This is a genomic window from Vibrio viridaestus (assembly GCF_003856525.1).
In the GTDB taxonomy this organism is placed as follows: Bacteria; Pseudomonadota; Gammaproteobacteria; order Enterobacterales; family Vibrionaceae; genus Vibrio; species Vibrio viridaestus.
In genome coordinates this window covers 26632-51509 of sequence record NZ_RJVQ01000002.1, presented here as the reverse complement: position 1 = coordinate 51509, position 24878 = coordinate 26632, and the positions used below count along the sequence as shown (strand labels likewise).

At 42.6% G+C, this 24878-nt stretch carries 26 protein-coding genes and 1 other RNA gene; 10 read left to right on the top strand and 17 right to left on the bottom strand.

All coding sequences use genetic code 11. From position 1 onward, the window contains the following. Nucleotides 1-3: 3 nt before the first annotated feature. Nucleotides 4-1317, bottom strand: a complete 1314-nt coding sequence (gene rlmD, locus EES38_RS04000; RefSeq protein ID WP_124935901.1) for a 23S rRNA (uracil(1939)-C(5))-methyltransferase RlmD — start codon at nucleotides 1315-1317, stop codon at nucleotides 4-6. 178 nt (nucleotides 1318-1495) lie between these two features. Here rlmD and barA point away from each other — a divergent pair, with 178 nt between their 5' ends. Next, on the top strand, nucleotides 1496-4282 hold the full coding sequence (gene barA, locus EES38_RS03995) for a two-component sensor histidine kinase BarA (protein ID WP_124935900.1): 2787 nt from the start codon (nucleotides 1496-1498) through the stop codon (nucleotides 4280-4282). On the opposite strand, the gene acpS is transcribed toward barA, so the two are convergent. From acpS to rpoE, 11 genes are all read right to left on the bottom strand, one after another. Further along, on the bottom strand, nucleotides 4279-4659 hold the full coding sequence (gene acpS, locus EES38_RS03990; protein WP_124935899.1) for a holo-ACP synthase: 381 nt from the start codon (nucleotides 4657-4659) through the stop codon (nucleotides 4279-4281). The two genes, barA and acpS, sit on opposite strands and share 4 nt — an antisense overlap. A 23-nt stretch (nucleotides 4660-4682) precedes the next feature. After that, the gene (pdxJ, locus tag EES38_RS03985; protein WP_124935898.1) at nucleotides 4683-5414 is read right to left on the bottom strand and encodes a pyridoxine 5'-phosphate synthase; all 732 of its coding nucleotides are present in this window, start codon (nucleotides 5412-5414) and stop codon (nucleotides 4683-4685) included. Continuing rightward, on the bottom strand, nucleotides 5411-6142 hold the full coding sequence (recO, locus tag EES38_RS03980; RefSeq protein ID WP_124935897.1) for a DNA repair protein RecO: 732 nt from the start codon (nucleotides 6140-6142) through the stop codon (nucleotides 5411-5413). Before recO ends, pdxJ begins: the two co-directional genes overlap by 4 nt. Before the next feature lie 82 nt (nucleotides 6143-6224). Beyond that, nucleotides 6225-7193, bottom strand: a complete 969-nt coding sequence (gene era / locus EES38_RS03975) for a GTPase Era (RefSeq protein WP_124935896.1) — start codon at nucleotides 7191-7193, stop codon at nucleotides 6225-6227. After that, nucleotides 7186-7863, bottom strand: coding sequence for a ribonuclease III (gene rnc / locus EES38_RS03970; protein ID WP_124935895.1), 678 nt, complete (start codon nucleotides 7861-7863; stop codon nucleotides 7186-7188). Before rnc ends, era begins: the two co-directional genes overlap by 8 nt. A gap of 33 nt (nucleotides 7864-7896) precedes the next feature. After that, complete coding sequence (lepB, locus tag EES38_RS03965) at nucleotides 7897-8793, bottom strand: signal peptidase I (RefSeq protein ID WP_124935894.1); 897 nt, start codon at nucleotides 8791-8793, stop codon at nucleotides 7897-7899. 92 nt (nucleotides 8794-8885) lie between these two features. Beyond that, on the bottom strand, nucleotides 8886-10679 hold the full coding sequence (lepA, locus tag EES38_RS03960; protein WP_124935893.1) for a translation elongation factor 4: 1794 nt from the start codon (nucleotides 10677-10679) through the stop codon (nucleotides 8886-8888). Between the two features lie 153 nt (nucleotides 10680-10832). After that, the gene (locus EES38_RS03955; protein WP_124935892.1) at nucleotides 10833-11312 is read right to left on the bottom strand and encodes a SoxR reducing system RseC family protein; all 480 of its coding nucleotides are present in this window, start codon (nucleotides 11310-11312) and stop codon (nucleotides 10833-10835) included. Then, nucleotides 11309-12274 (bottom strand): sigma-E factor regulatory protein RseB, encoded by a 966-nt coding sequence (gene rseB / locus EES38_RS03950; protein WP_124935891.1) that lies wholly within the window; start codon nucleotides 12272-12274, stop codon nucleotides 11309-11311. The genes EES38_RS03955 and rseB overlap by 4 nt, the downstream gene beginning before the upstream one ends. A 14-nt stretch (nucleotides 12275-12288) precedes the next feature. Next, nucleotides 12289-12882 (bottom strand): RseA family anti-sigma factor, encoded by a 594-nt coding sequence (locus EES38_RS03945; RefSeq protein ID WP_166434206.1) that lies wholly within the window; start codon nucleotides 12880-12882, stop codon nucleotides 12289-12291. 32 nt (nucleotides 12883-12914) lie between these two features. Beyond that, nucleotides 12915-13487, bottom strand: a complete 573-nt coding sequence (rpoE, locus tag EES38_RS03940; RefSeq protein WP_124935889.1) for an RNA polymerase sigma factor RpoE — start codon at nucleotides 13485-13487, stop codon at nucleotides 12915-12917. Between the two features lie 419 nt (nucleotides 13488-13906). Here rpoE and nadB point away from each other — a divergent pair, with 419 nt between their 5' ends. Further along, nucleotides 13907-15508 (top strand): L-aspartate oxidase, encoded by a 1602-nt coding sequence (nadB, locus tag EES38_RS03935; RefSeq protein WP_124935888.1) that lies wholly within the window; start codon nucleotides 13907-13909, stop codon nucleotides 15506-15508. A 4-nt stretch (nucleotides 15509-15512) separates the two neighbouring features. Here nadB and EES38_RS03930 read toward each other — a convergent pair whose 3' ends face one another. Both EES38_RS03930 and EES38_RS03925 read right to left on the bottom strand, forming a co-directional pair. Beyond that, nucleotides 15513-15926, bottom strand: a complete 414-nt coding sequence (locus EES38_RS03930) for a hypothetical protein (RefSeq protein ID WP_124935887.1) — start codon at nucleotides 15924-15926, stop codon at nucleotides 15513-15515. Next, nucleotides 15898-16158: an FAD assembly factor SdhE gene (locus tag EES38_RS03925; RefSeq protein WP_124935886.1), complete on the bottom strand. Its 261-nt coding sequence runs from the start codon at nucleotides 16156-16158 to the stop codon at nucleotides 15898-15900. Before EES38_RS03925 ends, EES38_RS03930 begins: the two co-directional genes overlap by 29 nt. 153 nt (nucleotides 16159-16311) lie before the next feature. Here EES38_RS03925 and ygfZ point away from each other — a divergent pair, with 153 nt between their 5' ends. From ygfZ to EES38_RS03910, 3 genes are all read left to right on the top strand, one after another. Beyond that, nucleotides 16312-17274, top strand: coding sequence for a tRNA-modifying protein YgfZ (gene ygfZ, locus EES38_RS03920; RefSeq protein WP_124935885.1), 963 nt, complete (start codon nucleotides 16312-16314; stop codon nucleotides 17272-17274). 10 nt (nucleotides 17275-17284) lie between these two features. Beyond that, on the top strand, nucleotides 17285-17749 hold the full coding sequence (locus EES38_RS03915; protein WP_124935884.1) for an aminoacyl-tRNA deacylase: 465 nt from the start codon (nucleotides 17285-17287) through the stop codon (nucleotides 17747-17749). Between the two features lie 283 nt (nucleotides 17750-18032). Further along, a complete protein-coding gene (locus EES38_RS03910) occupies nucleotides 18033-18242 on the top strand; it encodes a DUF1107 domain-containing protein (protein WP_124935883.1) in 210 nt (69 codons plus the stop codon). A 47-nt stretch (nucleotides 18243-18289) separates the two neighbouring features. On the opposite strand, the gene EES38_RS03905 is transcribed toward EES38_RS03910, so the two are convergent. From EES38_RS03905 to EES38_RS03895, 3 genes are read right to left on the bottom strand one after another with little or no spacing between them, the layout of a single operon-like run. After that, nucleotides 18290-19507, bottom strand: a complete 1218-nt coding sequence (locus EES38_RS03905) for an FAD-dependent 2-octaprenylphenol hydroxylase (protein WP_124935882.1) — start codon at nucleotides 19505-19507, stop codon at nucleotides 18290-18292. 19 nt (nucleotides 19508-19526) lie between these two features. Next, the gene (gene ubiH, locus EES38_RS03900) at nucleotides 19527-20711 is read right to left on the bottom strand and encodes a 2-octaprenyl-6-methoxyphenyl hydroxylase (RefSeq protein ID WP_124935881.1); all 1185 of its coding nucleotides are present in this window, start codon (nucleotides 20709-20711) and stop codon (nucleotides 19527-19529) included. 12 nt (nucleotides 20712-20723) lie between these two features. Next, the gene (locus EES38_RS03895) at nucleotides 20724-21302 is read right to left on the bottom strand and encodes a YecA/YgfB family protein (protein WP_124935880.1); all 579 of its coding nucleotides are present in this window, start codon (nucleotides 21300-21302) and stop codon (nucleotides 20724-20726) included. Between the two features lie 237 nt (nucleotides 21303-21539). On the opposite strand from EES38_RS03895, the gene EES38_RS03890 reads away from it, so the two are divergent. The 5 genes from EES38_RS03890 (at nucleotide 21540) to serA (ending at nucleotide 24832) form a co-directional block, all read left to right on the top strand. Beyond that, nucleotides 21540-21851, top strand: coding sequence for a cell division protein ZapA (locus EES38_RS03890; RefSeq protein ID WP_124935879.1), 312 nt, complete (start codon nucleotides 21540-21542; stop codon nucleotides 21849-21851). Between the two features lie 19 nt (nucleotides 21852-21870). After that, a non-coding RNA gene (gene ssrS / locus EES38_RS03885) (6S RNA) lies at nucleotides 21871-22053 on the top strand. Between the two features lies 1 nt (nucleotide 22054). Further along, a complete protein-coding gene (locus tag EES38_RS03880; RefSeq protein WP_124935878.1) occupies nucleotides 22055-22648 on the top strand; it encodes a 5-formyltetrahydrofolate cyclo-ligase in 594 nt (197 codons plus the stop codon). Between the two features lie 55 nt (nucleotides 22649-22703). Next, nucleotides 22704-23360, top strand: a complete 657-nt coding sequence (gene rpiA, locus EES38_RS03875) for a ribose-5-phosphate isomerase RpiA (protein ID WP_124935877.1) — start codon at nucleotides 22704-22706, stop codon at nucleotides 23358-23360. Between the two features lie 242 nt (nucleotides 23361-23602). Then, entirely contained in the window at nucleotides 23603-24832 is a 1230-nt protein-coding gene (gene serA / locus EES38_RS03870; protein ID WP_124935876.1) for a phosphoglycerate dehydrogenase, read from the top strand. Nucleotides 24833-24878: the final 46 nt, after the last annotated feature.

The window sequence follows — 24878 nt, the reverse complement described above, 5'->3', positions numbered from 1 at the left end:
AATTTATTTCACAAATAGTGCCATTGATTCTAAATGACTTGTATGAGGAAACATGTCCAACATTGCCAGGTTATCAAGTTTATATCCTTGCTCTAACAGCGACTGAGCATCTCTGGCTAATGTCGCTGGATTACACGACACATACACAATACGTTTTGCACCAAGAGCTGAGCATTGTTCAATAATACCTTTTGCTCCAGTTCGAGCAGGATCGAGTAATATCTTATCAAATTTTTTACGTCCCCACTCACTTAGTGTCATGTCCTCTTCAAGGTTCGCCTGATAAAACTCGACATTATCTATCTGTGCGCAGCGAGCATTGAATTGTGCTTGTTTAACCATAGCATCTACACCTTCAATGCCAACAACACTATTGACCTTTTTCGCAATTGGCAGACTAAAGTTGCCACCGCCACAGAACAGGTCTAAAACGCGATCGCTATCTTCAAGCATTAACCAGTCGATTGCCTGAGTAACCATTTTCTGGTTTACCGCTTTATTGACCTGAATAAAATGGTTGGGCTGAAACGGAATTTCAACACCACCATCATCATAAAAAGGCTTTTCACCATAAAGCAGATCAACAACGTCTGATTCAGGCATGGTATAGAAGGAGATCCCCTCTGACACAGAAGCCATTAAAATCTGAGCCTCTTTTTCATTCAGTGGCTTAGTGTGCCTTAGTAGTATCACTAAAGTATTGTCAGCTTGAATCAGTTCAACGTGACCAAGAATGTTGGGTCGAGGCAATGATTGAAGCAAATCTCGAACATGAGTCAATTGGGTATTAATAGAGTCATTGAGAACCGGACATGCTTTGATATCGACGATATCCTGACTCTGTTTTTGTCGAAAACCGATGTCTAGTTTCTGTTTTGTAGGGTTCCCGTTAATACTAAAACGTGCGCGACGGCGATACCCAAGCTCGCTACTCAATATAGGTTGAGAAAGCGATAAAGATTGACCAGCAAACTTAGTCATAAGCTGCATCAGCGTTTGCTGTTTATATTTTACCTGAGCTGAATGCTCTAGGTGCTGCATCTGACATCCACCGCAACGGTCATAATATTCGCACACAGGTTCCACACGTTCAGGACTCGCTTTTAAAACCTTAATAAGCTGCCCTCTAGCGTACTTACTTTTATCTTCAGTCAACTGGAATAAGACATTCTCTTCCGGCAACGCACCATCAATAAAAATAGGCTTACTCTTCTGATACGCGATACCACTACCCTGATGATCTATGCGGATCACATCGATCGACTGATGCTTTTTGTTAATCTGTTCTTTTTTCTTTGGTTGGAAAAAACGTGCCATTATCTATTGCCTATAGCGGGAACCACCGCATGTTATTGCCCGGAATCTCACTATTATTGAAACGAGTGATTGTCGAAGAGCAGAGACTCTATTAAGCTAGCCAGTATTGACGTTACCTGATGGCTCTGCAGATATTTCAGGTATTTTCCCATATCCACACGATGATGTTTAGATAATAATGACCAGATATGGCTTACGCGCCCGTGTTATTACATTAACACTCGCTCCGACACTGATAATTGGACTACTTCTTAGCGCCTTTTTCTCGTATAACCGCTATCACGATCTCGAAGCACAGGTTATTACAGCCGGCTCTAACATCATCGAACCTCTGGCAATTGCTAGCGAAGGCGCCCTGAGAAATGAAAGCAGAGAAGAAGTACGACGTATCATTAGCTACGCACACAGAAAAAATTCAAAATTTGTTCGCAGTATTGCCGTATTCGATAATCGTCATCAGCTCTTTGTTACCTCAAACTTCCATCCTAATTTTGAATCTCTTATGTACCCTAAGGATAAGCGTATCCCAACCTTAGGCAGTGCCGAGATGAAAGACAATAATACGCTGATTCTACGTACCCCGATATTGGCAGAGAGTCAGTTATCTGATGGACGAACAAATGCAGAAAATATTCCTGTGCTCGGCTATATTGCTATTGAACTCGACTTATCACCTTTAAGACTTCAGCAGTATCAGGAAATCTTCTTGGCCATATTAGTGTTGGTCCTTGGACTTGCACTCTCTGCAGTGTTTGCTTTCCGCTTAATGCATGATGTTACCCGCCCTATCACTCACATGAAAAATGTTGTTGACCGAATTCGTCGTGGTCATCTTGATGTGAGGATTGAAGGGAAAATGCATGGAGAACTCGATGACCTCAAAATGGGGATTAATGCCATGGCAGTTTCCCTCTCCGAGTATCACGTGGAAATGCAGCATAGTATTGATCAGGCCACATCAGACTTACGTGAAACATTAGAACAACTTGAGATTCAGAACGTTGAACTGGATATCGCGAAAAAACGAGCGCAGGAAGCCGCTCGGGTTAAATCAGAATTTTTGGCTAACATGTCTCACGAGCTACGAACACCTCTTAACGGTGTGATCGGGTTTACGAGACAGATGCTTAAGACTAAGCTGACAAATAGCCAAAGTGATTACTTACAAACTATTGAGAAATCAGCGAATAATTTATTGAGTATCATTAACGATATTCTCGACTTCTCTAAACTGGAAGCGGGCAAACTCGCTCTGGAAAATATTCCGTTTGAGTTCCAGGAAAGTTTGGAAGAAGTCGTCGATCTACTCGCAACAAGTGCACACGAAAAAGGGTTAGAAATCACCCTCAAGGTTGATCCAAAGATCCCTGCTGGCGTGATTGGCGATCCATTACGTATTCAACAAATACTGACCAACCTTGTGGGTAACTCAATTAAGTTTACTGAACGGGGTAACATTGATATCAGTGTCGAAATGCGTTCCGCAAAAGATGAATCCGTCGAGCTACAATTTATGGTGCGAGATACAGGTATTGGTATTTCAGAACGTCAGCAAGCACAACTATTCCAAGCGTTCAGCCAAGCAGATGCCAGCATATCTCGACGCTATGGCGGAACGGGCTTAGGCTTAGTTATCACACAGAAATTGGTTGGTCAGATGGGCGGAGAAATCAGTCTCACCAGCCGTCTTCACCAAGGTTCAACCTTTTGGTTCACTATCAAACTGCAAGGAACTGAAATTCCAGTCGGCGGTTGGTATAGCTCGACTGAGCTTACTGATAAAACGGTTCTGTTGGTTGAGCAAAATATTCAATCCGCTTCCATCATTCAACGTACGCTATCCTTAGCTGGAATGGATGTGTCTTACATGGGTGAATTACCCAATGATAATAGTCATTATGATTACGTCATTTACAACTTATCCCCATCGTTGCCATCTGAGCAAGAAACTGTCTGTCGTGAAATTGAAAAAGCGCTGTCTATGACATCAACGCTACTAATTGGTACGCCGAGTACTGAATTAGCGCTTTCAGATCACCTGATGCGTCACTATCCAGTGAAGTGCCTGACCAAACCGTTAGCCAAAAGAAAATTACTGCAGGCTCTTCTCGATTTACATCCGGCACAAGATATTATCGAGGTTGCACCAACCACTATCGCGATCCCGGAAAAAATGCCACTGCGAGTTATGGCAGTGGACGACAATCCTGCCAACCTAAAACTCATTACTGCTCTGCTTCAAGAGCGAGTGGCAGATGTTGTTTCCTGTACCAACGGGAAAGAAGCAGTGGCTCAAGCTCAGGCACAGAAATTCGATATAATTCTGATGGATATCCAGATGCCGCAAATGGATGGCGTAACCGCTTGCCAGAAAATTAAAAATATCGAAATGAATGCTAAGACCCCTGTGATTGCAGTAACAGCACATGCAATGACCGGGGAGAGAGATAGATTACTCAGCGAAGGAATGGATGACTATTTAACCAAACCAATTGAGGAGCACGTTCTTCAACAAGTGTTAATTCACTGGAATCCTCATCCTCACGAGCATGAGCACGAGAAAATAAGTCCTTTAATGGGAAGCGAAAACGTCCAGCAAAATACAGAACCTAAATCTGTTGATAATGTGATCGACTGGCCTGCCGCACTGAAGCAAGCTGCCAATAAAGAAGACCTCGCCAAAGATATGTTAAAAATGCTGGTGGATTACATACCAGAAGTCGACAGTATTGTTGCTTCTGCGTTGGAAAATAGCATTGATCAAGAAACGTTAATACATCACGTCCATAAGCTTCATGGTAGCTGCTCTTACAGTGGTGTACCTAAGCTGAAAAAAATATGTGCGCAACTTGAGCAAGCACTTCGTTCAGGAAGCTCTTTTAATGACTTGGAGCCAGAACTGTTTGAGTTACAAGATGAGATGGAGAAAGTAGTTTCACAGTCTCATCTTTTTCTCAGTAATTAAGACTCAAGAATGACGGTCGCCACCGTATAGTGGCGCTCGTCAGAGATAGATACGTGTCGAAATTTTACACCTTTCCGTTCTGCTATATCAGCTGCAACTCCATGCAAGACAAGTAGAGGCTTGCCCCACTCATCATGTTGAATTTCGAAATCGTGAAAGGTTACGCCCTTCGCAATTCCCGTTCCAAGAGCTTTAGCCGCTGCTTCTTTGACCGAAAATCGTTTAGCGAGAAAACGGTGTTGTTGCTTACAAGCCGAATATGTCTCAAACTCCGGCTCACACAGAATACGCTTGGCAAAACGTTCACCTAGTCGCTTGAGTGAGTCCTCAATACGCGAAATTTCAGCGATATCTGTACCAAGACCAATGATTGCCACGTCTAACTCACCTTGTGTATAAATTAACGGCGTGCTTCTATCATCGCCAATTTCATATCTTTTACTGCGGTTGCCAAGCCATCAAAAACAGCACGACCAATGATAGAGTGGCCAATATTCAATTCATGAACCTCGGGCAATGCTGCTATAGCGGCAACATTGTGATATGTCAGACCATGACCTGCGTTCACCATAATGCCTAGATCAGCGGCATAACTGGCTGCTGCTGCAATTTTTTTAAGCTCATCTTGCTGATCTTCAACTGTTTTCGCATCAGCATAATGACCGGTATGCAGCTCAATATACGGTGCACCACACGCTTTCGCCGCATCTATCTGTTCACGGTCTGCATCGATGAATAAAGAGACCTTAATGCCTTCAGCGCTTAATTTTGCCGTAGCCGCTTTTACTCTCTCAAGCTGACCAACAACATCCAATCCGCCTTCGGTCGTTAACTCTTGACGCTTTTCAGGAACCAAGCACACAAAATCCGGCTTTACTTCGACTGCAATAGCAACCATTTCGTCTGTCACTGCCATTTCAAGATTCATACGTGTCTGGATGGTATCTTTAAGGATGAACACATCGCGATCTTTAATATGTCTTCTATCTTCACGTAAATGAACTGTAATACCATCCGCACCGGCACGTTCAGCAATTTCAGCCGCATGCACTGGATCTGGGTATTTAGTGCCACGCGCATTACGTAATGTTGCAATATGATCGATGTTGACACCTAATAAAATTGAGCTCATTTTCCTATACTCCGTGATCTCGATAGGCCGGTCGTTGCGATAAATAATTCCCGGCTTTTTAATGGTTTACTACCAATAAATGGTTTCAATGCTATGCGCGTAAAACGCTTTGCCGCCTGCAGCTGTTCTTTCGTCGTAAATCGACGTTCACTGATGGCGATTAACTCCTCTCCGGAGAAGGAAAGGTTATCTCGCCGGACGGAGGCAATAAATCCTTTTTGTTCGCGATAGCGATATGTCATTGTGGAAACAACTGGCTCCCCGGTTCCCGCGCAATGTAGAAAATCCACACCGTAGCCGAGGAAAGAAAGTAATGCTAGCTCAAAGCGCCGCAGCGCAGGCTCTGGATTCTCAGTTTGAGCTAATTCAGTCAATGCCTGAAGATAATCATAAAATAAACCAGGATAGGCCACTTCCATCGGTATAACTCGGGCAAGCAGTTCGTTAACGTACATACCAGAATAGAGATTAATACCATGCAAAGGCAAGCCAAGGCTGATGGCTTCCGCTTGACGCAGAGTCTTCATCTCCCCTTTACCAGACCACTTAACAAGAAGCGGTGTAAAAGGTTGAAGAACACTTTTAAGATGTGAACGTGCGCTCCTCGCTCCTTTTGAAAGCAGAGTTAATCGGCCATATTCTTCACTGAAAACATCAATAATCAAACTCGATTCGCTGTATGGTCGTCGGTGAAGAACAAAACAACGCTGCAAACCTGCTTCAGACATAGTTGTTCCCATAAACTAAACGAGGAGTATTGTAGAATACTCCTCGTTGACTAGAAACCTTTCTTTTTACGCTCGATTTGGATTAGAGGTCATCAATATAGCCTAAACTGCGCAATGCTCTCTCATCATCGGCCCAGCCAGATTTTACTTTCACCCAAGTCTCTAGATACACTTTACGGCCAAAGAGTTCTTCCATATCTAAACGCGCTTCGCGGCCGATGGTTTTGATCTTCTCACCTTTCTTACCAATGACCATTTTCTTCTGGCCATTTCTCTCCACCAGTATCAAGGCATTGATATGAAAACCATCCGTTTCAGGATTATAGTCAAAACGTTCAATTTCGACTGTTACGGAGTAAGGAAGCTCATCCCCAGTAAAACGCATTAGCTTTTCACGTACGATTTCAGATGCCATAAAGCGTTGAGAGCGATCAGTTACGTACTCTTCTGGGAAGTGATGTACTGCCTTCGGTAAGTGCTCGCGGACATGCTTACGAATAACATCGATATTTTTGCCATGCTTGGCAGAAATTGGAATAACATCAACAAATTCCATTTTCTTCGACATTTCGAGAAGATGCAGCATCACATCATTGCGATCTTTTACGTTGTCCACTTTGTTGACACACAATACAACTGGGAAGTTGGTATCACGCAATTTGTTCAAGACCATTTCATCGTCTTTTGTCCAGTGCGTACCATCAACAAGGAACAAAACTAAGTTCACATCGCTTAATGAACTGCTTGCAGCACGATTCATCAAACGGTTAATCGCTCGTTTCTCTTCGATATGAAGTCCAGGAGTATCGACAAAGATCGCCTGATAATCACCATCGGTATCGACACCCATTATGCGGTGCCTTGTTGTCTGAGGCTTACGAGAGGTAATCGATATTTTCTGCCCCAATAACTCATTTAATAACGTCGATTTACCAACGTTAGGTCTCCCCACAATGGCAATAAAACCACAGTGCTGATTTTCCGGTGAGCTTTCTTTCTTTGGCTCAGATGCAAAAAATGCATCTATGTCAAATTCGTCTTTATCAGCCATTTGCTAATTGCTCTAATGCTTGCTCCGCTGCCGCTTGCTCTGCCTTGCGGCGACTGGTGCCTTTTCCGATGACAGGCTCTCCGATGCCTGAAACTTCACAAGAAACGGTAAACTCTTGGTTATGCGCTTCACCTTTAATTTTAGTCACAGAATATACAGGTAGTGGTTTTCTTCTACCTTGTAAGAACTCTTGTAATCGAGTTTTAGGATCTTTCTGTGAAATACCAGGTTTAATTGAGTCTAGCCTTTCTTGGTACCAAGCCAGTATAATTCTACGTACTACCTCGATATCACTATCTAAATAAATAGCTCCGATGATGGCTTCAACAGCGTCTGCGAGAATAGAATCTCTTCTAAATCCACCGCTTTTGAGCTCACCTGGACCTAATTTTAAGTAGTCTCCCAAACCGAATTCACGACCCAGTTCAGCAAGAGTATTCCCTCTTACCAGCGTCGCCCTCATACGGCTCATATCACCTTCATTTATCTTTGGAAAACGGTGATAAAGATCGTCAGCGATGACAAAACTTAAAATTGAATCGCCCAGAAATTCAAGACGTTCGTTGTGTTGACCATTGGCACTACGATGAGTCAGTGCCAAATCCAACAGCTCAGATTGACTGAAGTCATATCCGAGCTTTTTTTCTAATCTGTTGATGTGAGAATTCATTGTTTCTTATTGTCTTATGGCCCTTAGGGCCTACTAGTTAATACCACCAATACGGTTGAATCTGACACCAGTTGGAATCCAAGAAGGTAATGCACTATCAGCATCCCGGTCGAATTCAAAACTGATCCATATAGCAACTGCTTTACCCACTAAGTTTTCTTTTGGTACAAAACCCCAATACCGACTATCGGCACTGTTATCACGATTGTCACCCATTACGAAATAATGTCCTTCAGGAACAATCCACTCATTAACGCCCGGTCTAGGCTGATAAGCATCAACACGATCATGACGCACAGGGTCAATTAATATGTTGTGTTTTACACTGCCTAATTTTTCATCTACCTGCAATAGTGGGATAGAACCTTGATAGAATCCACTTTCTTTCACATTTGTCATCGGCACGGGGTTACACGTACTTTCGCCTTTTGGCTGAATACACACCTGCTTTTGACTGCTGTAACGCACCGTGTCTCCAGGCAAACCAACCACGCGCTTGATGTAATCAACCGTTGGGTTAGGTGGGTAACGAAATACTACGATATCACCACGTTCTGGATCACCAACATTAACAATCTGTTTATGCATTACAGGATCTTTCAAACCATAAGCGTACTTTTCCACCAAAATAAAATCACCGACTAGCAGTGTCGGCATCATTGACCCTGAAGGAATTTGAAATGGCTCATAAATAAAGGAGCGAACAATAAGCACAACAGCAATGACTGGGAAAATAGAGACACTATTTTCAACCCACCAAGGCTGACGCATTATCTTTGCTTTGGTATCGGTATCCAACCCATTTGTTTGTGCCTGAACTTCTGCGAGTTTTTGCTTTTTCTTCTTCGACCAAACCCATTTTTCCAGAGCCCAAACAACCCCAGTCACCAGAGTAACAATCACCAAAAGCAGTGAAAATGTATTCGCCATTGACTTCCCTTATCTAAAAAACACGAAAGTGAAAGGGCCGGAACCCTTTCACTTAACAATATTATCCCCAAATTGATTTTTGGAGTGAATAATTAATCTTTACCAACATGCAGAATAGCCAGAAACGCTTCTTGTGGTAATTCAACGTTACCAATCTGCTTCATACGTTTCTTACCTTCTTTCTGTTTCTTCAACAATTTTTTCTTACGACTCACGTCACCACCATAACACTTGGCGATAACGTTTTTACGTAATTGTTTTACTGTTGAACGAGCAATGATGTGGTTACCTATCGCAGCCTGGATAGCAATATCAAACATCTGACGCGGAATGAATTCTTTCATTTTTTCAACAAGCAATCGGCCGCGAGACTGAGAATTCTCATGGTGAGTAATAATTGCCAGAGCATCAACTCGATCGCCGTTCAAAAGTACATCAACACGTACCATGTTTGATGCTTCAAAGCGTTGGAATCCATAATCTAGTGACGCGTATCCACGTGAAGTAGATTTCAATCGGTCAAAGAAATCGAGAACAACTTCAGCCATTGGAATATCATAAGTCAGAGCAACTTGATTACCGTGATAAACCATATCGACCTGAGTACCACGCTTTTCAACACATAATGTAATTACGTTACCCAGATAATCCTGAGGTACAAGGATATTACAACGAGCAATTGGCTCACGAATTTCTTCAATGTCATTGATCGCAGGCAGCTTAGCTGGACTATCAACGTGTATGATCTCTTTATCAGTTTTTTCTACCTGATACACAACCGTTGGTGCAGTCGTAATAAGATCAAGGTCATACTCACGTTCTAATCGCTCTTGGATGATTTCCATGTGAAGCATACCAAGGAAGCCACAACGGAAACCAAAACCTAATGCAGCAGATGTTTCTGGTTCATAGAACAAAGAAGCATCATTAAGGCTCAACTTACCCAGTGCATCACGGAAGTTTTCATAGTCATCCGATGAAACAGGGAACAATCCGGCATAAACCTGAGGTTTAACTTTCTTAAATCCAGGTAGCGCTTTCTCACAGCCATTTTTAGCCAGAGTCAACGTATCACCAACAGGCGCACCAAGAATGTCTTTAATACCACAGACAACCCAACCCACTTCACCAGTTTTGAGCATCTCGGTATCAACTTGCTTAGGAGTGAAAATACCAATACGGTCAACACCCCATACCTGACCGGTACTCATCACTTTGATCTTGTCGTTCTTTTTCAAAGCGCCATTTTTAATACGCACTAACGATACAACGCCAAGGTAATTATCAAACCATGAGTCGATAATTAATGCTTGAGGAGGTGCATCGGGATCACCTTCTGGAGCTGGTATCGCCTCAACAATTTTTTCGAGAACAGCGTCAACGCCCAAACCGGTTTTTGCCGAGCAACGCACAGCATCAATAGCATCAATACCAACAATATCTTCAATTTCTTCCGCTACGCGCTCTGGCTCAGCGGCAGGAAGGTCGATTTTGTTTAAAATCGGCACAACCTCAAGATCCATTTCGATCGCGGTATAACAGTTGGCTAGTGTCTGAGCTTCAACACCCTGACCAGCGTCAACCACCAACAATGCCCCTTCACAGGCAGCTAGGGAGCGAGAAACTTCATAAGAAAAGTCGACGTGTCCAGGAGTATCGATGAAGTTGAGCTGATAAGTCTCACCATCATTTGCTTTATAATTAAGAGTGACGCTTTGCGCTTTGATAGTGATACCGCGCTCACGTTCTAATTCCATTGAATCTAAGACCTGTTCCGCCATTTCGCGGTCAGTTAATCCGCCACATACTTGAATAAGACGGTCAGAAAGTGTCGACTTACCATGGTCGATATGGGCGATAATCGAAAAGTTACGAATGTGCTTCATGATCTGGAATGACTAAACTCTTAAATTTATTTGAAAAAAATATCTCGATAACTGTCTTCATCGAGAAACATCTGATTAATTTCTATCAAGTAGGGCGATTCTACCCAATTTCGCTTAGCTTCGCATCATAAATTAAGTATTGCTCAAAGAGAGCTAGAGAGAATGCATGAGAGGCTCGCCCAGAATCCTGACTAATACCACTTCTTCACCGGAGCGTTTCTCCAGTTTTTTAGAAAGTCGTTTAGCCACTTCAATTCCAGACCAGGCAAAAAGACAAGACACAGCAATAACCACTAGCTCATTATTATTAAAATAATGTTCAGCAAGTGACTGCCCACAGATAGCACCGATAATCAGCATAATCAAAGGCATCAGATAAACTAGCGCCGCTGATTGCAGAAGGCTTTTTTCAGGAAATCCAATTTCCACCATTTGCCCTTCTTTCACAATTTGTGTCGTCTGTAAGGTCCATTTTAGGACCTTATTGCCAATCGCTTTCGACACAACGCCAGTACCGCAACTCTTTGATGATGAACAATGACTACAGCTCGACTGCTGCTCACAACTTAACTCAACTTTAAACCCTTGCGAGGATGAACAAACTGAAGTCACAGTAGCCAATGCGGTCATCATGGTTGAATCTCCTTACTTTTGTCAAAGACAACAGACTGTGCAATTTTCTTTGCTGTTTCCGGTGGAATATCGCCTATCACGGAAACTTCTTTGTCACCTTTGACTAATGTGTGTAGTGTACGCCTTCCCTGACGTATCAACTGATTACGGAGCGACGAATTATCTTCAGACGATACGTACACCGAAAAGTTAAATAGACCATCCGAGTACATTTGGCTTTCCACAAGCCTTTCCGTCACAGCCATACGATATCGGTTTAGCTCCAATGCTGAAAAACCAGTAGGAACCCAGCCGACCGTCCAATAAGTTTTACTGATGGTACTTTCTGGTATTGAAAGTACATCGGGTAACTGCACTTTTTCTAAGCCTGCCATAAGTTCAGCCAGCTTATCACTTATTGAAAACGATATCGTCCGATATTGTTCTAAAATTTCACCATCTCTATCAACTAAATCCGCACGTAATGGTAAATAGTGCTGTTCATCAACCCAAAGTACATAGGAATATCTCATACCATCTTTAGGTACGACACGAATGACATTGCATGGAGCCCCAGCTTCCCTTCCACGACCTATTTTAACAAAATCATAGTAATGGCTGAGCTTTTGAATATTACTATTTAAAAGAGGAATTAACGGTGCAACCATTTTACCAGAATCAACCGAAAAAGGTTCGACGCCAGGTTCGATATAGCTGACTTCACTGCCCCTGCGAATCACTTCTCTAACCGGACCACTCAGATAGAGAAGATGGGCAAATACTTTGTCATTTTCACGAGCGTGTCTGTATAGCAATGGCTCCAGACCGTTTTTACGAACTTGGATATAAGACAACTCGTAATTTAATTGTTGACTAGCTTGGTTCATTTGAAGCAATACAGCCTCTGCAGACTGATCATCTGCAAAGGCTGTATTGGCATTCAGACTGAACAGTGCTAGCACACTGACCAGAAACTTCTTCATTCAACTACCGACTATTACTTGTTAGTATCGCGATGCTGCTCACTGTTCAGACGAAGCTGAAGCTCGTAATCTTGCAACATAGCATTCACTTCACGACGCTGTTCCTGAGCTCTTGACTGCTGTGAATGATTTTCAACAGAATCTCTTGTCAAACTGACTGGCTGAGCAGAACCCGTCATCGGAATGGTCTGTAACACTGGCAACTGCTGTTCACTAGCTGTAGTTGTATCATCTGAGCCACCGTATTGTTGTACACCCAAAACAACCACAAAAGAGACGCAGGCTGCAATAGCGACCTGACCAAAATGAGTTAGCCAGCTAGGCAAATGACGTTTTGCTTTCTGAGGCTGAGGCTGTTCTTCAATTGGCGTAACATTCGTAAATTGACCATGAGCAGGTTCATCTTCGAGAGCTAAAGCCACTTTATCTGCAATGTTCCACTCTGTAGATGACATTGTCTCAGAGACATCGCCTCTCATAATGTCACCAATCAAATGGTAATTACGCCATGTTTCCTGCATTGCTGAATCGTTAGTCAAATCCTGCACTAGCGCTTTATCGACTAACTCTCCGTCCATAAGTGCTGAAATGTTTTCTTTCCCAGCCATTCTTTCCACCATACATTAAACAACTCAAAATGTTAAAGAAGCGAACTAATCCGATTCTCAACAGCTTCACGAGCTCTAAAAATACGCGAGCGTACTGTACCAACAGGACACTCCATTACAGCAGCGATCTCTTCATAGCTCAAACCATCCAGTTCACGAAGAGTCATTGCGGTTTTTAAATCTTCCGGTAGTGCATCTATTGCTGCAAACACCGCCTGTTTCAATTCTTTGGACAACGTAATGTTTTCAGGGTTCGATATTTCTTTTAAAACATTACCACTTTCATAATATTCAGCGTCTTCAGCATCCACATCGTTGGCTGGAGGTCTACGACTCTGAGCAACAATGTGGTTTTTGGCAGTGTTAACCGCAATTCGATATAGCCAAGTATAAAAAGCACTTTCACCACGAAACGTAGGAATAGCTCTATACGCCTTTATGAACGCTTCTTGAGCGACATCTGCTACATCACCCGAATTGCTCACATACCTAGAGATAAGATTACATACTTTATTTTGATACCTTAAAACCAAAAGGTTAAATGCTTGCTTATCTCCGTTCTGAACTCGCTCAATCAATACTTGGTCGGTTAACTGCTCGTTCATTCGAGCGTATACTCCTATGTTTACTCCCTTACCTTCTCAGATATGGGCATTAATACTGCAAAATGTAGTATTGACACCACCGCTGACATGAGCACTATACTAAGACTCATGCACGAACGATAAGTTCCACTCCGCCAATACTTTTTTCATTAAATTTACTTAATTTTTAGATCATGGCTCTTTATTTGCGTCTTTTCTTCTATCTTGGCGGAAAAAAAACTAATTACAATAGCATTTACAAAGCATTGTCATTAGAGCGAACATTAAGCAACTCTGTGCCCGTACCCGACAGATCACCATCATTATAGGTCGAACTCTTTTCATTATAGAGACTTATAGAGGTTATCTGAACTTATGAGCACGCTTTATAAATGGATAAGAGTGTATCGCTCTTTAAAAGATTCAGGATAAAAAATCTTATGAGTACGAAAAGAGAACATCATTGTGATGTGTTAATTGTCGGGAGCGGGGCCGCTGGTTTGACTCTTGCTTTGAGAGTCGCCCAACATTGCAAAGTTATCGTTTTAAGTAAAGGACCATGGAGCGAAGGCTCGACCTATTACGCTCAAGGTGGTATTGCAGCAGTATTCGACGAGACCGATAGTATCGAGTCGCATGTACAAGATACATTAATTGCTGGTGCTGGTATCTGTGAAGAAGATACGGTTCGGTTCATTGCAGAAAATGCAAAGAAAAGCGTTCAATGGCTTATTGATGGTGGCGTTCCTTTCGATCTGGAGGAAGATAGCGATGAAAAACATCCTAAGTACCATTTGACCAGAGAAGGTGGTCATAGCCACCGTCGTATCTTACACGCCGCAGATGCTACAGGCATGGCCGTACAAATGTCTCTGCAAGATAATGTGATTAATCATCCTAACATTACCGTACTGGAACGTCATACCGCGTTAGATCTCATCACCGAAGAAAACGCATCAGATGGCAAACAAAAGGTGATTGGCGCTTACGTCTGGAACCGAAATATAGAACATGTTGAAACCATTGCTGCAAAGTTCATTGTCTTAGCAACAGGTGGCGCATCTAAAGTATATCAGTACACCTCTAACCCAGATATTTCCTCTGGTGATGGGATCGCTATGGCATGGCGTGCTGGCTGTCGAGTCGCTAACCTTGAATTTAACCAATTCCATCCTACCTGTTTGTATCATCCAGACGCACGTAATTTTCTCTTAACCGAAGCACTCCGTGGTGAAGGTGCTTATCTGCGTCGACCTGATGGTTCTCGATTTATGCCTGACTTTGATGAACGTGCAGAGTTAGCACCGAGAGATGTCGTTGCCCGGGCAATCGACTACGAAATGAAGCGCCTTGGTGCAGACTGCATGTACCTTGATATTAGCCATAAACCAGCCGATTTTATCGAAAAGCATTTTCCTACGATCTATTCTCGTTTGAAAGAACTCGATATTGATATGACTCAGGAGCCGATACCAATTGTTCCTGCCGCGCACTATACATGCGGTGGTGTCATGGTGAATAAACAAGGACAAGCTGATCTTGACCATTTATACGCTATAGGAGAAGTCAGCTACACAGGATTACATGGTGCAAACCGCATGGCGTCCAACTCTCTGCTTGAGTGTGTCGTGTATGCTCGCTCTGCAGCAGCTGATATTCTTGAAAAATTGGACACTGCAACGATAGCTACCGATCTTCCTGCATGGGATGAGAGCCAAGTATCTTGCTCTGATGAGGAGGTTGTGATCCAGCATAACTGGCACGAACTCAGATTATTTATGTGGGACTACATGGGTATTGTCCGAACCGATAAAAGAATGGAGAGAGCGCTGAGACGAATCCATCTATTACAACAAGAGACTCATGAATACTATAGTAATTTCCGAGTATCAAATAACCTTATCGAATTAAGAAACTTACTCCAGGTAGCCGAATTGATGGTCCGCTGTGCCATGCAGCGAAAAGAAAGTCGTGGACTTCACTATACACTCGATTACCCAGAGCAACTCGATGTCAGTGGCTCAACAATACTTGAGCCATAACACCTCAAGACAAAGCAGAGGTATATCGCCTCTGCTTGTCAGTCACCACAACATAGCGATAAACCCAGTCACTACAACTATCACGCCAAAGTATCATTTTCACACCACTTTCCATGCGAATAATTAAACACCATTGCGAGAATGTGGTATCAACGTCTTCAACAACCTCAGTTTTTTTATTCTGTTTCCAGGCACCACTACACTCATGGTGTACATAACCAATAAATTGTGGAAGGAAAATGGCACATTTATCCCATTGTCGAAATAGATAGCCAATCAGGAAAAAGGTTAACGGCAGCGGTGTTGATGTAACAGTCAATGCTAATAAAAAGAGCTGACAAATAGCCAGCTCTAATAACCACCGAGTCCTAGATGACCGACAATAAAAATTAACGGACTTTACTAAGGTTGTAGGCAACGATTTTGTCCACCATTGATGCATGAGCCAAATTTTCGCTACGACCGTGCCCCATGATCCATTTAAAAAGATCGGGATCATCACACTCAAGAAGAGAAACAAATTCCTGTTGCTCGTTTTCAGTCAAAGACTCAAAGCAATCCTCAAAAAAAGGCATAATTACAACATCCAGCTCTAACATACCTCTACGGCATGCCCATTTAATTCTTGCTTTTTCTTCGGCTGTATACATCACAAATTCCTCGTTATTAGACCTTGTTTTTCTTCAGTGTATCAAGGGGCTAAACCAACAACTACTGTTTTGGTCACACTCCCGTTCAAGCTGACAAAAAGACATTTCCGTTTTACCATAGGGTAACAGTTTCTACATTATGGGAAATCAATTATGGATTGGAAAAATCGTTTTCAGTCACTCACTCTACAAGAAAGTGCAGCACAAACCGATCTAGCTCTCGCATATTTATCGACTTGGGGCTTAATTACAGCAACCGGAGCCGATAAAAAATCCTACCTGCAAGGTCAGATTACCTGCAATGTAGCCAGCTTATCAGCTCATGATGTCACATTTGCGGGACATTGTGATGCAAAGGGTAAAGTTTGGTCTATTTTCCGTATGTTTCATCACAAAGACGGATACGCGATGGTCCAGCCAAAATCAGTCATCGACACAGAACTGAAAGAGCTAAAAAAATACGCCGTATTTTCCAAGATAGAAATCACCGAATCTGAGGATAACCTTTTGGCAATATTTGGCGCAGACGCTGAATCGTTTGTTAAGACTCTCAGCTCCGAACAAGGAGATGTCCGCTCGATTTCTGGAGGCACCGCGGTAAAAATTAATGACCAACGATGGCTACTCGTTGTTGATGATGACGCGGCACAATCTATTGTTGAGCAATTGGCAGATAAAATAGTCAGCGAACTGCTGTGGCTGGAGCAGGAAATTAAGCATGGTATTCCAGTTCTTAATGCTCAGGAGCAAAACACCCACATACCTCAAGCTCTAAACTTGCAAGCGATAGATGGAATCAGTTTCACCAAAGGCTGTTATACCGGACAGGAAACCGTTGCAAGAGCCAAATACCGAGGTATTAATAAGAGGGCTCTCTACACAATAAGTGGAAACCTTTCTACCAGTCCAGAAAACGTTGAAATAGAACGTTCTGTTGGCGAAAACTGGCGTAGTGTCGGCAACCTGATCGCATTTATTCGATACCCTAGCGGTAAAGTTATCGGTCAAATTGTACTTCCTAACAATCTAGACAGTGAGACTAAGTTCAGAGCAAAAGATCAAGAAGGTGAATGGATATTGGAACCAATGCCTTATCAACTGGAAGAAGCTGAATAGTATCACGCTCATGACCCCAACTAAAGTCACGCTTCACCTGCAAAACAATAGAGTCCAGTTTCGCTGGCTACCTCACCAAACAGAGGCGATCAGTGTGGAGGATGCCGCGCAGCAGCGCGGTATTCGCACTGAGCAAATGGTTAAGTGTATTCTGCTGCGAGATATGGGAAATAATTACGCGCTGGCTTGTGTTCCTGGTGATAAATCAGTCGATCCCAAGAAAGTCAGAGCGCTATTAGGCTGGCGCCGAATGACTTGTGTTGGAAAAGAGCAAGTCAAAGAGATCATCGACTATGACATTGGTACTGTCACTCCTCTATGTATTCCGCAACACATACCTATCGTATTTGATGACGCGCTATTTTTAGAAACCGAGGTAACGATCAGTTCCGGTTCTAAAATGGCTGGACTGGCACTTACTTTAAGCGATCTCGTCAATCTAGTCTCCCCAACAATCTCCTCTATCACCCGATAAAGAGATTAAGAGCACAGCATAATCTCAATAAAAACGACATCTTACCTTCTTCTAACTGTCATATAACGTAGGCTTAATAGTGCCCGAACTCAGCAATGAGTTATGACGATATTTTGTCTGTCAGCTCACACAATTTAGGCGTTTATACGTAAAATTCGCAAATGGCAGCACAAAAACATAAATAAAAAAGAGTTAGTTATATTTCCCTCTATAAAGGTCACAATTTTTAGTAATTGACTCGCTATAATTTTCTAAGCGTCAGAAACAAAAGGACATAATAATAATGAGACTGTTTAAGCTATACACTCCAAGTATGATCGCTAAACACATAAGTCGCCTATTTAAAGGCCGAATCTATATTTATGGAGTCGGTAAGTTCGAATTTGATCAAGGTAAGCTGATCCTCCCTGAACAGGCTGAAGAAAGGCACTTCCAAACGGTCAAAGAAGTGAATCAGGAAATAATGAAAATACGTCAGTTGGCTTTAATTTAAGTTTACGTCATGAAAAGAAAGAAAGGGCCCCAAGAGGCCCTTTTAATTTATTGTGTTAGTGACTCTTTTGCTAATTTTGGCAATTCGCCCTTTAACCCTAAAGCCACCTTCATAATGTCGTCTTTGGGTCCAATCTCGTTAAAGACCGACATCCCTATTCCCCTGACCAACTTTTTCAATGGAAAATCTCCGGAGAAAAGAGTTCTGAACCCTTGCATCACTGCAATCATTTTTACGGCTTCAGCTTTACGCCAACGTTCGTAACCACGTAAGTTTTTCTTTTTACCGATATCTTCATTATCATGCCACAGCCCAATCAATGTTTCGGCTAAACTGGCTGCATCAAGGAAACCAAGGTTTACCCCTTGTCCGGCTAATGGATGGATAGTATGCGCAGCATCTCCAACCAAAGCAATTCGATCCCGAACAAAATCTCGGGCATAACGCATTTTCAAAGGGTAACTTTCTCTCTCTCCTTGTACTTCACACAACCCAAGACGATTATCGAATTCGGCAACTAATGACTTATTAAACTCGACGTCACTTAAGCCCTGCAATTGCTTGGCACTATCTGGCTCTACCGACCATACAATAGAACATAGGTACTCATCTTTGAGGGGTAAGAATGCTAATGGCCCAGCCGGAGTAAATATCTGACGAGCTGTCGACTCATGGGGTAACTCGGTTTTTACCGTTGTAACGATCGCTGTGTGCCCATAATCCCAATGTGTTAATGGAATATCCGTTTGTTGTCGCACCCAAGAGTTAGCACCATCAGCTCCAACAACTAATTTAGTCGTGATACTTTCGCCACTCTCTAGAGTAATCCAAGCTTCACTCTCACCAATCGTCATATTTTGGCATCGAGATGGCATAAAGAGCGTCGTATTTTCCTGCAGTTGAACTTTCTCGAGCAATGCCAACTGAATGATTCGATTTTCAACAATGTGGCCCAAATTGGGTTGGTATAGAGACTCAGCATCGAATTTGATAGAAGCAAAACTGTCCTTTTCCCAAACGTGCATTTGGTTGTATTCCGCACATCTTCTTTTCTCGATTCCTTCCCATGCACCAATATTTCTTAACATGATCTCACTGGCACGACTTAAGGCTGAAACTCGGTTATCAGGTAGTTCACTAATTTCAGAAACAGGCTCCAGCCCTTCAATAATAGCAATACGCATATCGGTATTTTTTAACGCAGCCGCTAATGAAAGGCCAACCATACCTCCACCAATAATTGTGATATCAAAACTTTGCATCATATGAAGCAATTTCTCCTATTTATCGTGGAATCTTGCCGAGAGTCCGGCGGATTAATGGCTGTTTTAAACCAGGAACGTTATCTGCAATCATAAGGCCGATGTTACGTCCGAATTGCGCTGTAAAAAACGAGTTTGAAAAAAGATGTACCAAGCTTGATGTCAGTCTAATCGTCTCTTGCTGATCAGGGGCTCTTCTTTCCTGATATCGGCTTAAAATTGAATAACATCCTTTATCTATCTCTGCCTCATGCCCAATAACTTCCTCAAGTAATGTCGCCACATCTCGAATACCAAGGTTAAATCCCTGACCAGCAATAGGATGTAGCGTCTGTGATGCGTTACCAACAACAGCGAAACGGTGCGATACGGTATGTTCTCTGACACTCAACCCTAATGGATAGCAATGTCGAGTACCGACCTTTTCAAATTTACCCAAGCGCCAACCAAAACGCTCTTGCAAATCAGACAAGAAATCAGAGTCATTCAAAGAGCAAAGACGCTCAACCCGTTCGGGTTTTACACACCACACTAACGACATGCGCCCTTCTGACATAGGAAGTAAGGCAACAGGACCTTCATCGGTAAAGCGTTCAAAGGCCTTCCCTTGATGAGGAGCAGACGTTGTCACATTAGCAACAATGGCTGTTTGTCCATAGTCTAAGTACTGACGTTCTAGCTTAAGTAGCTGACAACACTGCGAGCCAGTACCATCAGCAGCCACAACCAGTTTACTTGTTATTTCAACTCCAGAAGAAAGCGTAACGGACACATAATCTTGGCGCTGAACCAACTCAGATATAGATTCGGGACAATAGAAATCGATATTATTACTTTGTCCAATTTGCTTTTGATATACATTTCCAATATCAGCCAACTCGACAACATACCCTAGAGCGGGTACGAGCAAACTTTCAGCGCTAATATCGGTCATACCAGCATGACCTCGGTCTGAAACATGGATGTGTGAAATTGGCGTGGCAAATGGCTTTATTTCTGACCATAATCCAAAGCGTTTTAATAAATCATGCGTTCCTAACGACAGGGCGATTGAACGGCCATCAAATCCCCCTTGAACAGAAGGATCAAAAGAATGAGCTTCGATGACAGCTATAGATAACGTTGACTTTGATAGTTTACTCAGAGAAAGAGCAAGAGTGCCACCAACAACAGCCCCACCGACAATGACGACATCATACGTTTTCACAATAGGTCCTTATTAGTGAAGAGTGGGCTTTTCCTGTGCCTTTTCTTGCCGCACGCCAAACTCAGCATGAATTGTAAGAACACACGCTTTGATATGCTCAACCACTTGATCTAGCAATTGATTCTGCTCATCCAAATCGTCATCTTCATCAATGCCTAATTTGCTGATTTCCTCAAGGTCAGCGAGTGCTTCTTTCGTATCTTCGCTAGATGATTTGACATCCGCACTGATTAACCCCAGACCTGAAATAAAGTGATTTACCCACTCACATACCGCATCAGCTCGTTCAAACAGTGCGTCATTAGAATCGTCTTGAGGAAGTAGTAAAGAAAAGGTGAATTTATTATCCATCAGCTCACCGGCAGAAAAAGTCAGCAGCGATTCAGTCTCATTTAGTGCGCTGATCGGCCATCCCATGCCATCATTAGAATAATCGAACAATAGAGGCTGCCAACTTTTATCTTTTGGATTGAGTCCACCAGCTAACATGCCGACCAACAAGCCATGAGTCTCCGCTGCAGAAACAGAGAGAGAGGCAGACGACAATACGGTTTGGTAAGTTGCGTAGTCAGGAAGTGATGTTTGGCTCATAAGAAACCCAGCTAAAAATAAAAGTAATCCTACCACTAACGGCGTTATACCGGAAATAATGGTGTAGTCGATATGCGCAGCATTTAAACAAATTGTCCAAGATATGAGTTTTTAACTGTCCATTTACTTACGATGTGAGTGAAAGACTTGAATCTTAATCGGCGTTTACCTATAGTTTCGTTCTCGGTGGTGACAGAGAGTCCCATCTATTATCAGCGCGTTATGAGTTCATAGATCATGAGTAATCAAGCGGTAGAAGTAAAAATCTTAGGAAACACAACCCGAGTTAATTGTCCTAAAGGACAAGAAGAGTCGTTGATTGCTGCTGCACATGAGCTGAACAGCCGTTTGCATGAGATGAGTGAGCGTACTAAGGTTAACAATGAGACCAAACTTCTGACCATCGCCGCGCTGAACATCTGTTATGAACTCCAGCAGTTCAGACAAGAGAGTGAACACAGCGAACATCGCCTACTGGAAAGAATAGAGCAACTTAGTGTATCGTTGGAACACGCTCTAAATAAAGTGACCAAAAGTCAGCAACAGTAGACTCTCAGCAAAACAAGAATTTACCCTGGGGTGTTAGTCAGTGGATTACGTCCCTGAGCCGATAAGCAAAAAACGAGGGTTGGTACTTGGTAGCTATTGAGCAAGCTCGGCTCGAACCGAGAAGCCTACGGTTATCATTGCTGGCCCGCCTTGAACCAGCTGGTTCAAGGGTCAAAATCTGCGACGGCATCCCGGGGTACCCTATGCAAATACAACAAACTCGCCAAGAATTCCGCCAGCATATCAGAAAGCAACGGAGAGACCTTTCCGCTTCTGAACAATTACTGGCAAGCCGAAATCTGATTCAACAGTGCACACAGCTTACTGAGGTTGAAAATGGTCAGCATTTTGCTCTGTACCTATCAACAGATGGCGAATTGGACACACATCCACTAATCGAATGGATGTGGAATAACAATAAATCTATCTATCTTCCCGTTATTCATCCCTTTTCTAAAGGCCAGCTATTGTTTTTAAAATATCAAAAAGACACTGAGATGGTCTCAAATCGTTATGGCATATTAGAACCGCGGTTAAAAAAAGACGATATCATTCCGGTTAATCAGCTAGATATTATCTTTACTCCTCTAGTCGGCTTTGATCGTCGAGGACATCGGCTAGGAATGGGAGGTGGTTATTATGACAGAACGCTTGAACCTTGGTTTAATACCGGTCAGGGGGCAATTCCTATTGGCCTGGCTCATGACTGTCAATTCGTCGATGAACTACCTATCGAGTCCTGGGATATACCTTTACCCAAAATAGTGACCCCAACCAACATATGGAATTGGGAATAGGCTCCGAATATCGCTATAATCGCGGCCAAGAAATTATGGTCACGCGGAGACGGACATGACTCAAGACGAAATGAAAAAAGAAGCCGGTTGGGCTGCTCTAAAATACGTTACTAAAGGCGGAATCATCGGAGTGGGTACGGGTTCCACTGTGAATCACTTTATCGATGCTTTAGGAACCATGAAAAACGATATAAAAGGTGCCGTATCAAGTTCAATCGCATCAACGGAAAAACTAAAAGGTTTAGGTATCGAAGTCTTTGACTGTAATGACGTCGAAAAGTTAGACGTTTATGTTGATGGTGCTGATGAGATCAATGCGACTCGCGATATGATCAAAGGTGGCGGTGCCGCTTTAACACGTGAAAAAATAGTTGCCGCTATTTCAGAGAAATTCGTTTGTATTGTCGATCAAACTAAAGCTGTTGATGTTTTGGGTAAATTCCCTCTCCCTGTTGAAGTTATCCCAATGGCAAGAGAACAGGTATCACGTCAATTGCGCTCACTGGGCGGCAACCCAGTTTATCGTGAAGGTGTTGTAACCGATAACGGTAATATTATCCTCGATGTCAAAGATATGAAGATTACTGATCCTAAAGATATGGAATTTAAGATAAATAATATTCCTGGTGTCGTCACTAATGGCCTCTTTGCTCATCGTGGTGCTGATGTCATCATCACAGGTACACCTAATGGAGCAAAAATCGAGGAATAATCATAGAGTTTTCTACCAATTTTGAACAAACGGCGCCTTAAGGCGCCGTTTCATTTTTTTTACACAATAAAATTATTCCTTATGACGTAATTTTCTTACCATTCTTCTTCATTTTTTGGTAGTTTAATGGCCAGAAGACGCGCAAGGAAAACGTTTGCGTAACGCAAAAATGCTGAATTTTGAACAACAGCAACCTGTGCGCCTCGTTTTTGCCCACCTTTCGATTGTTAAGGACGAGAATAATGGCCAAAGTATCACTGGAAAAAGATAAAATAAAAATTTTACTTCTAGAGGGCGTACATACGTCAGCTGTAGAAGCACTGCAAGCGTCTGGCTATACAAATATTGAGTATCACAAAGGCTCCCTAAGCGGTGATGAACTTATTGAAGCGATCAAAGACGCTCACTTCGTTGGTATCCGTTCACGTACCGATCTGACTGAAGAAGTTATCGATGCCGCTCAAAAATTAGTTGGTATTGGTTGTTTCTGTATCGGTACCAACCAAGTTGACCTAGATGCAGCAGCCAAACGCGGTATTCCAGTGTTTAACGCGCCGTTTTCTAACACACGTAGTGTGGCTGAACTTGTGCTAGGTCAGATCATTCTTCTTCTTCGTGGCGTTCCAGAGAAAAATGCTCTTGCTCACCGCGGTATCTGGAAAAAAAGTGCAGATCACAGCTACGAAGCTCGTGGTAAAAATCTTGGCATTATTGGTTACGGCCACATTGGTACTCAGCTAAGCATCCTAGCTGAAAACCTAGGTATGAGTGTTTACTACTACGATATCGAAAATAAGCTATCACTAGGTAATGCAATTCAAGTCCCAACAATGGCTGAATTACTGAACAAATGTGATGTTATTTCTCTTCATGTTCCAGAAACTCATGAAACAAAGAATATGATGGGTAAAGAGCAATTTGCACTAATGAAACCAGGTTCTATTTTCATTAACGCAGCTCGTGGTACTGTTGTTGATATCGACGCACTATGTGAAGTCATCGAGTCTGGCCATCTTTCAGGCGCAGCTGTTGATGTATTCCCAACAGAACCAAAAACGAATAAAGACCCGTTTGAATCACCACTTCTTCAATATGACAATGTTCTATTGACTCCTCACGTTGGTGGTTCAACACAAGAAGCTCAAGAAAACATTGGTACCGAAGTCGCAAGTAAAATTGCGAAGTACTCAGACAATGGCTCTACACTATCAAGCGTGAACTTCCCAGAAGTGTCGTTGCCAGGCCTACGTGAATGTTCTCGCTTACTTCATATTCATGAAAACCGCCCAGGTATCCTGAATAAAATCAATAACTACTTTGCGGAAGAACACATCAACATCGCAGCACAGTATCTACAAACTAGCCCAACGATTGGCTATGTTGTTATTGACGTAGAAACAGCGCGTTCTGAAGAAGCACTTCAGAAACTAAAAGGAATCGAAGGCACCATTCGTGCGCGTATCCTTCACTAATCATATAGTGACCACTGACAAAATAAAAAGCCACCTCAACGGTTAA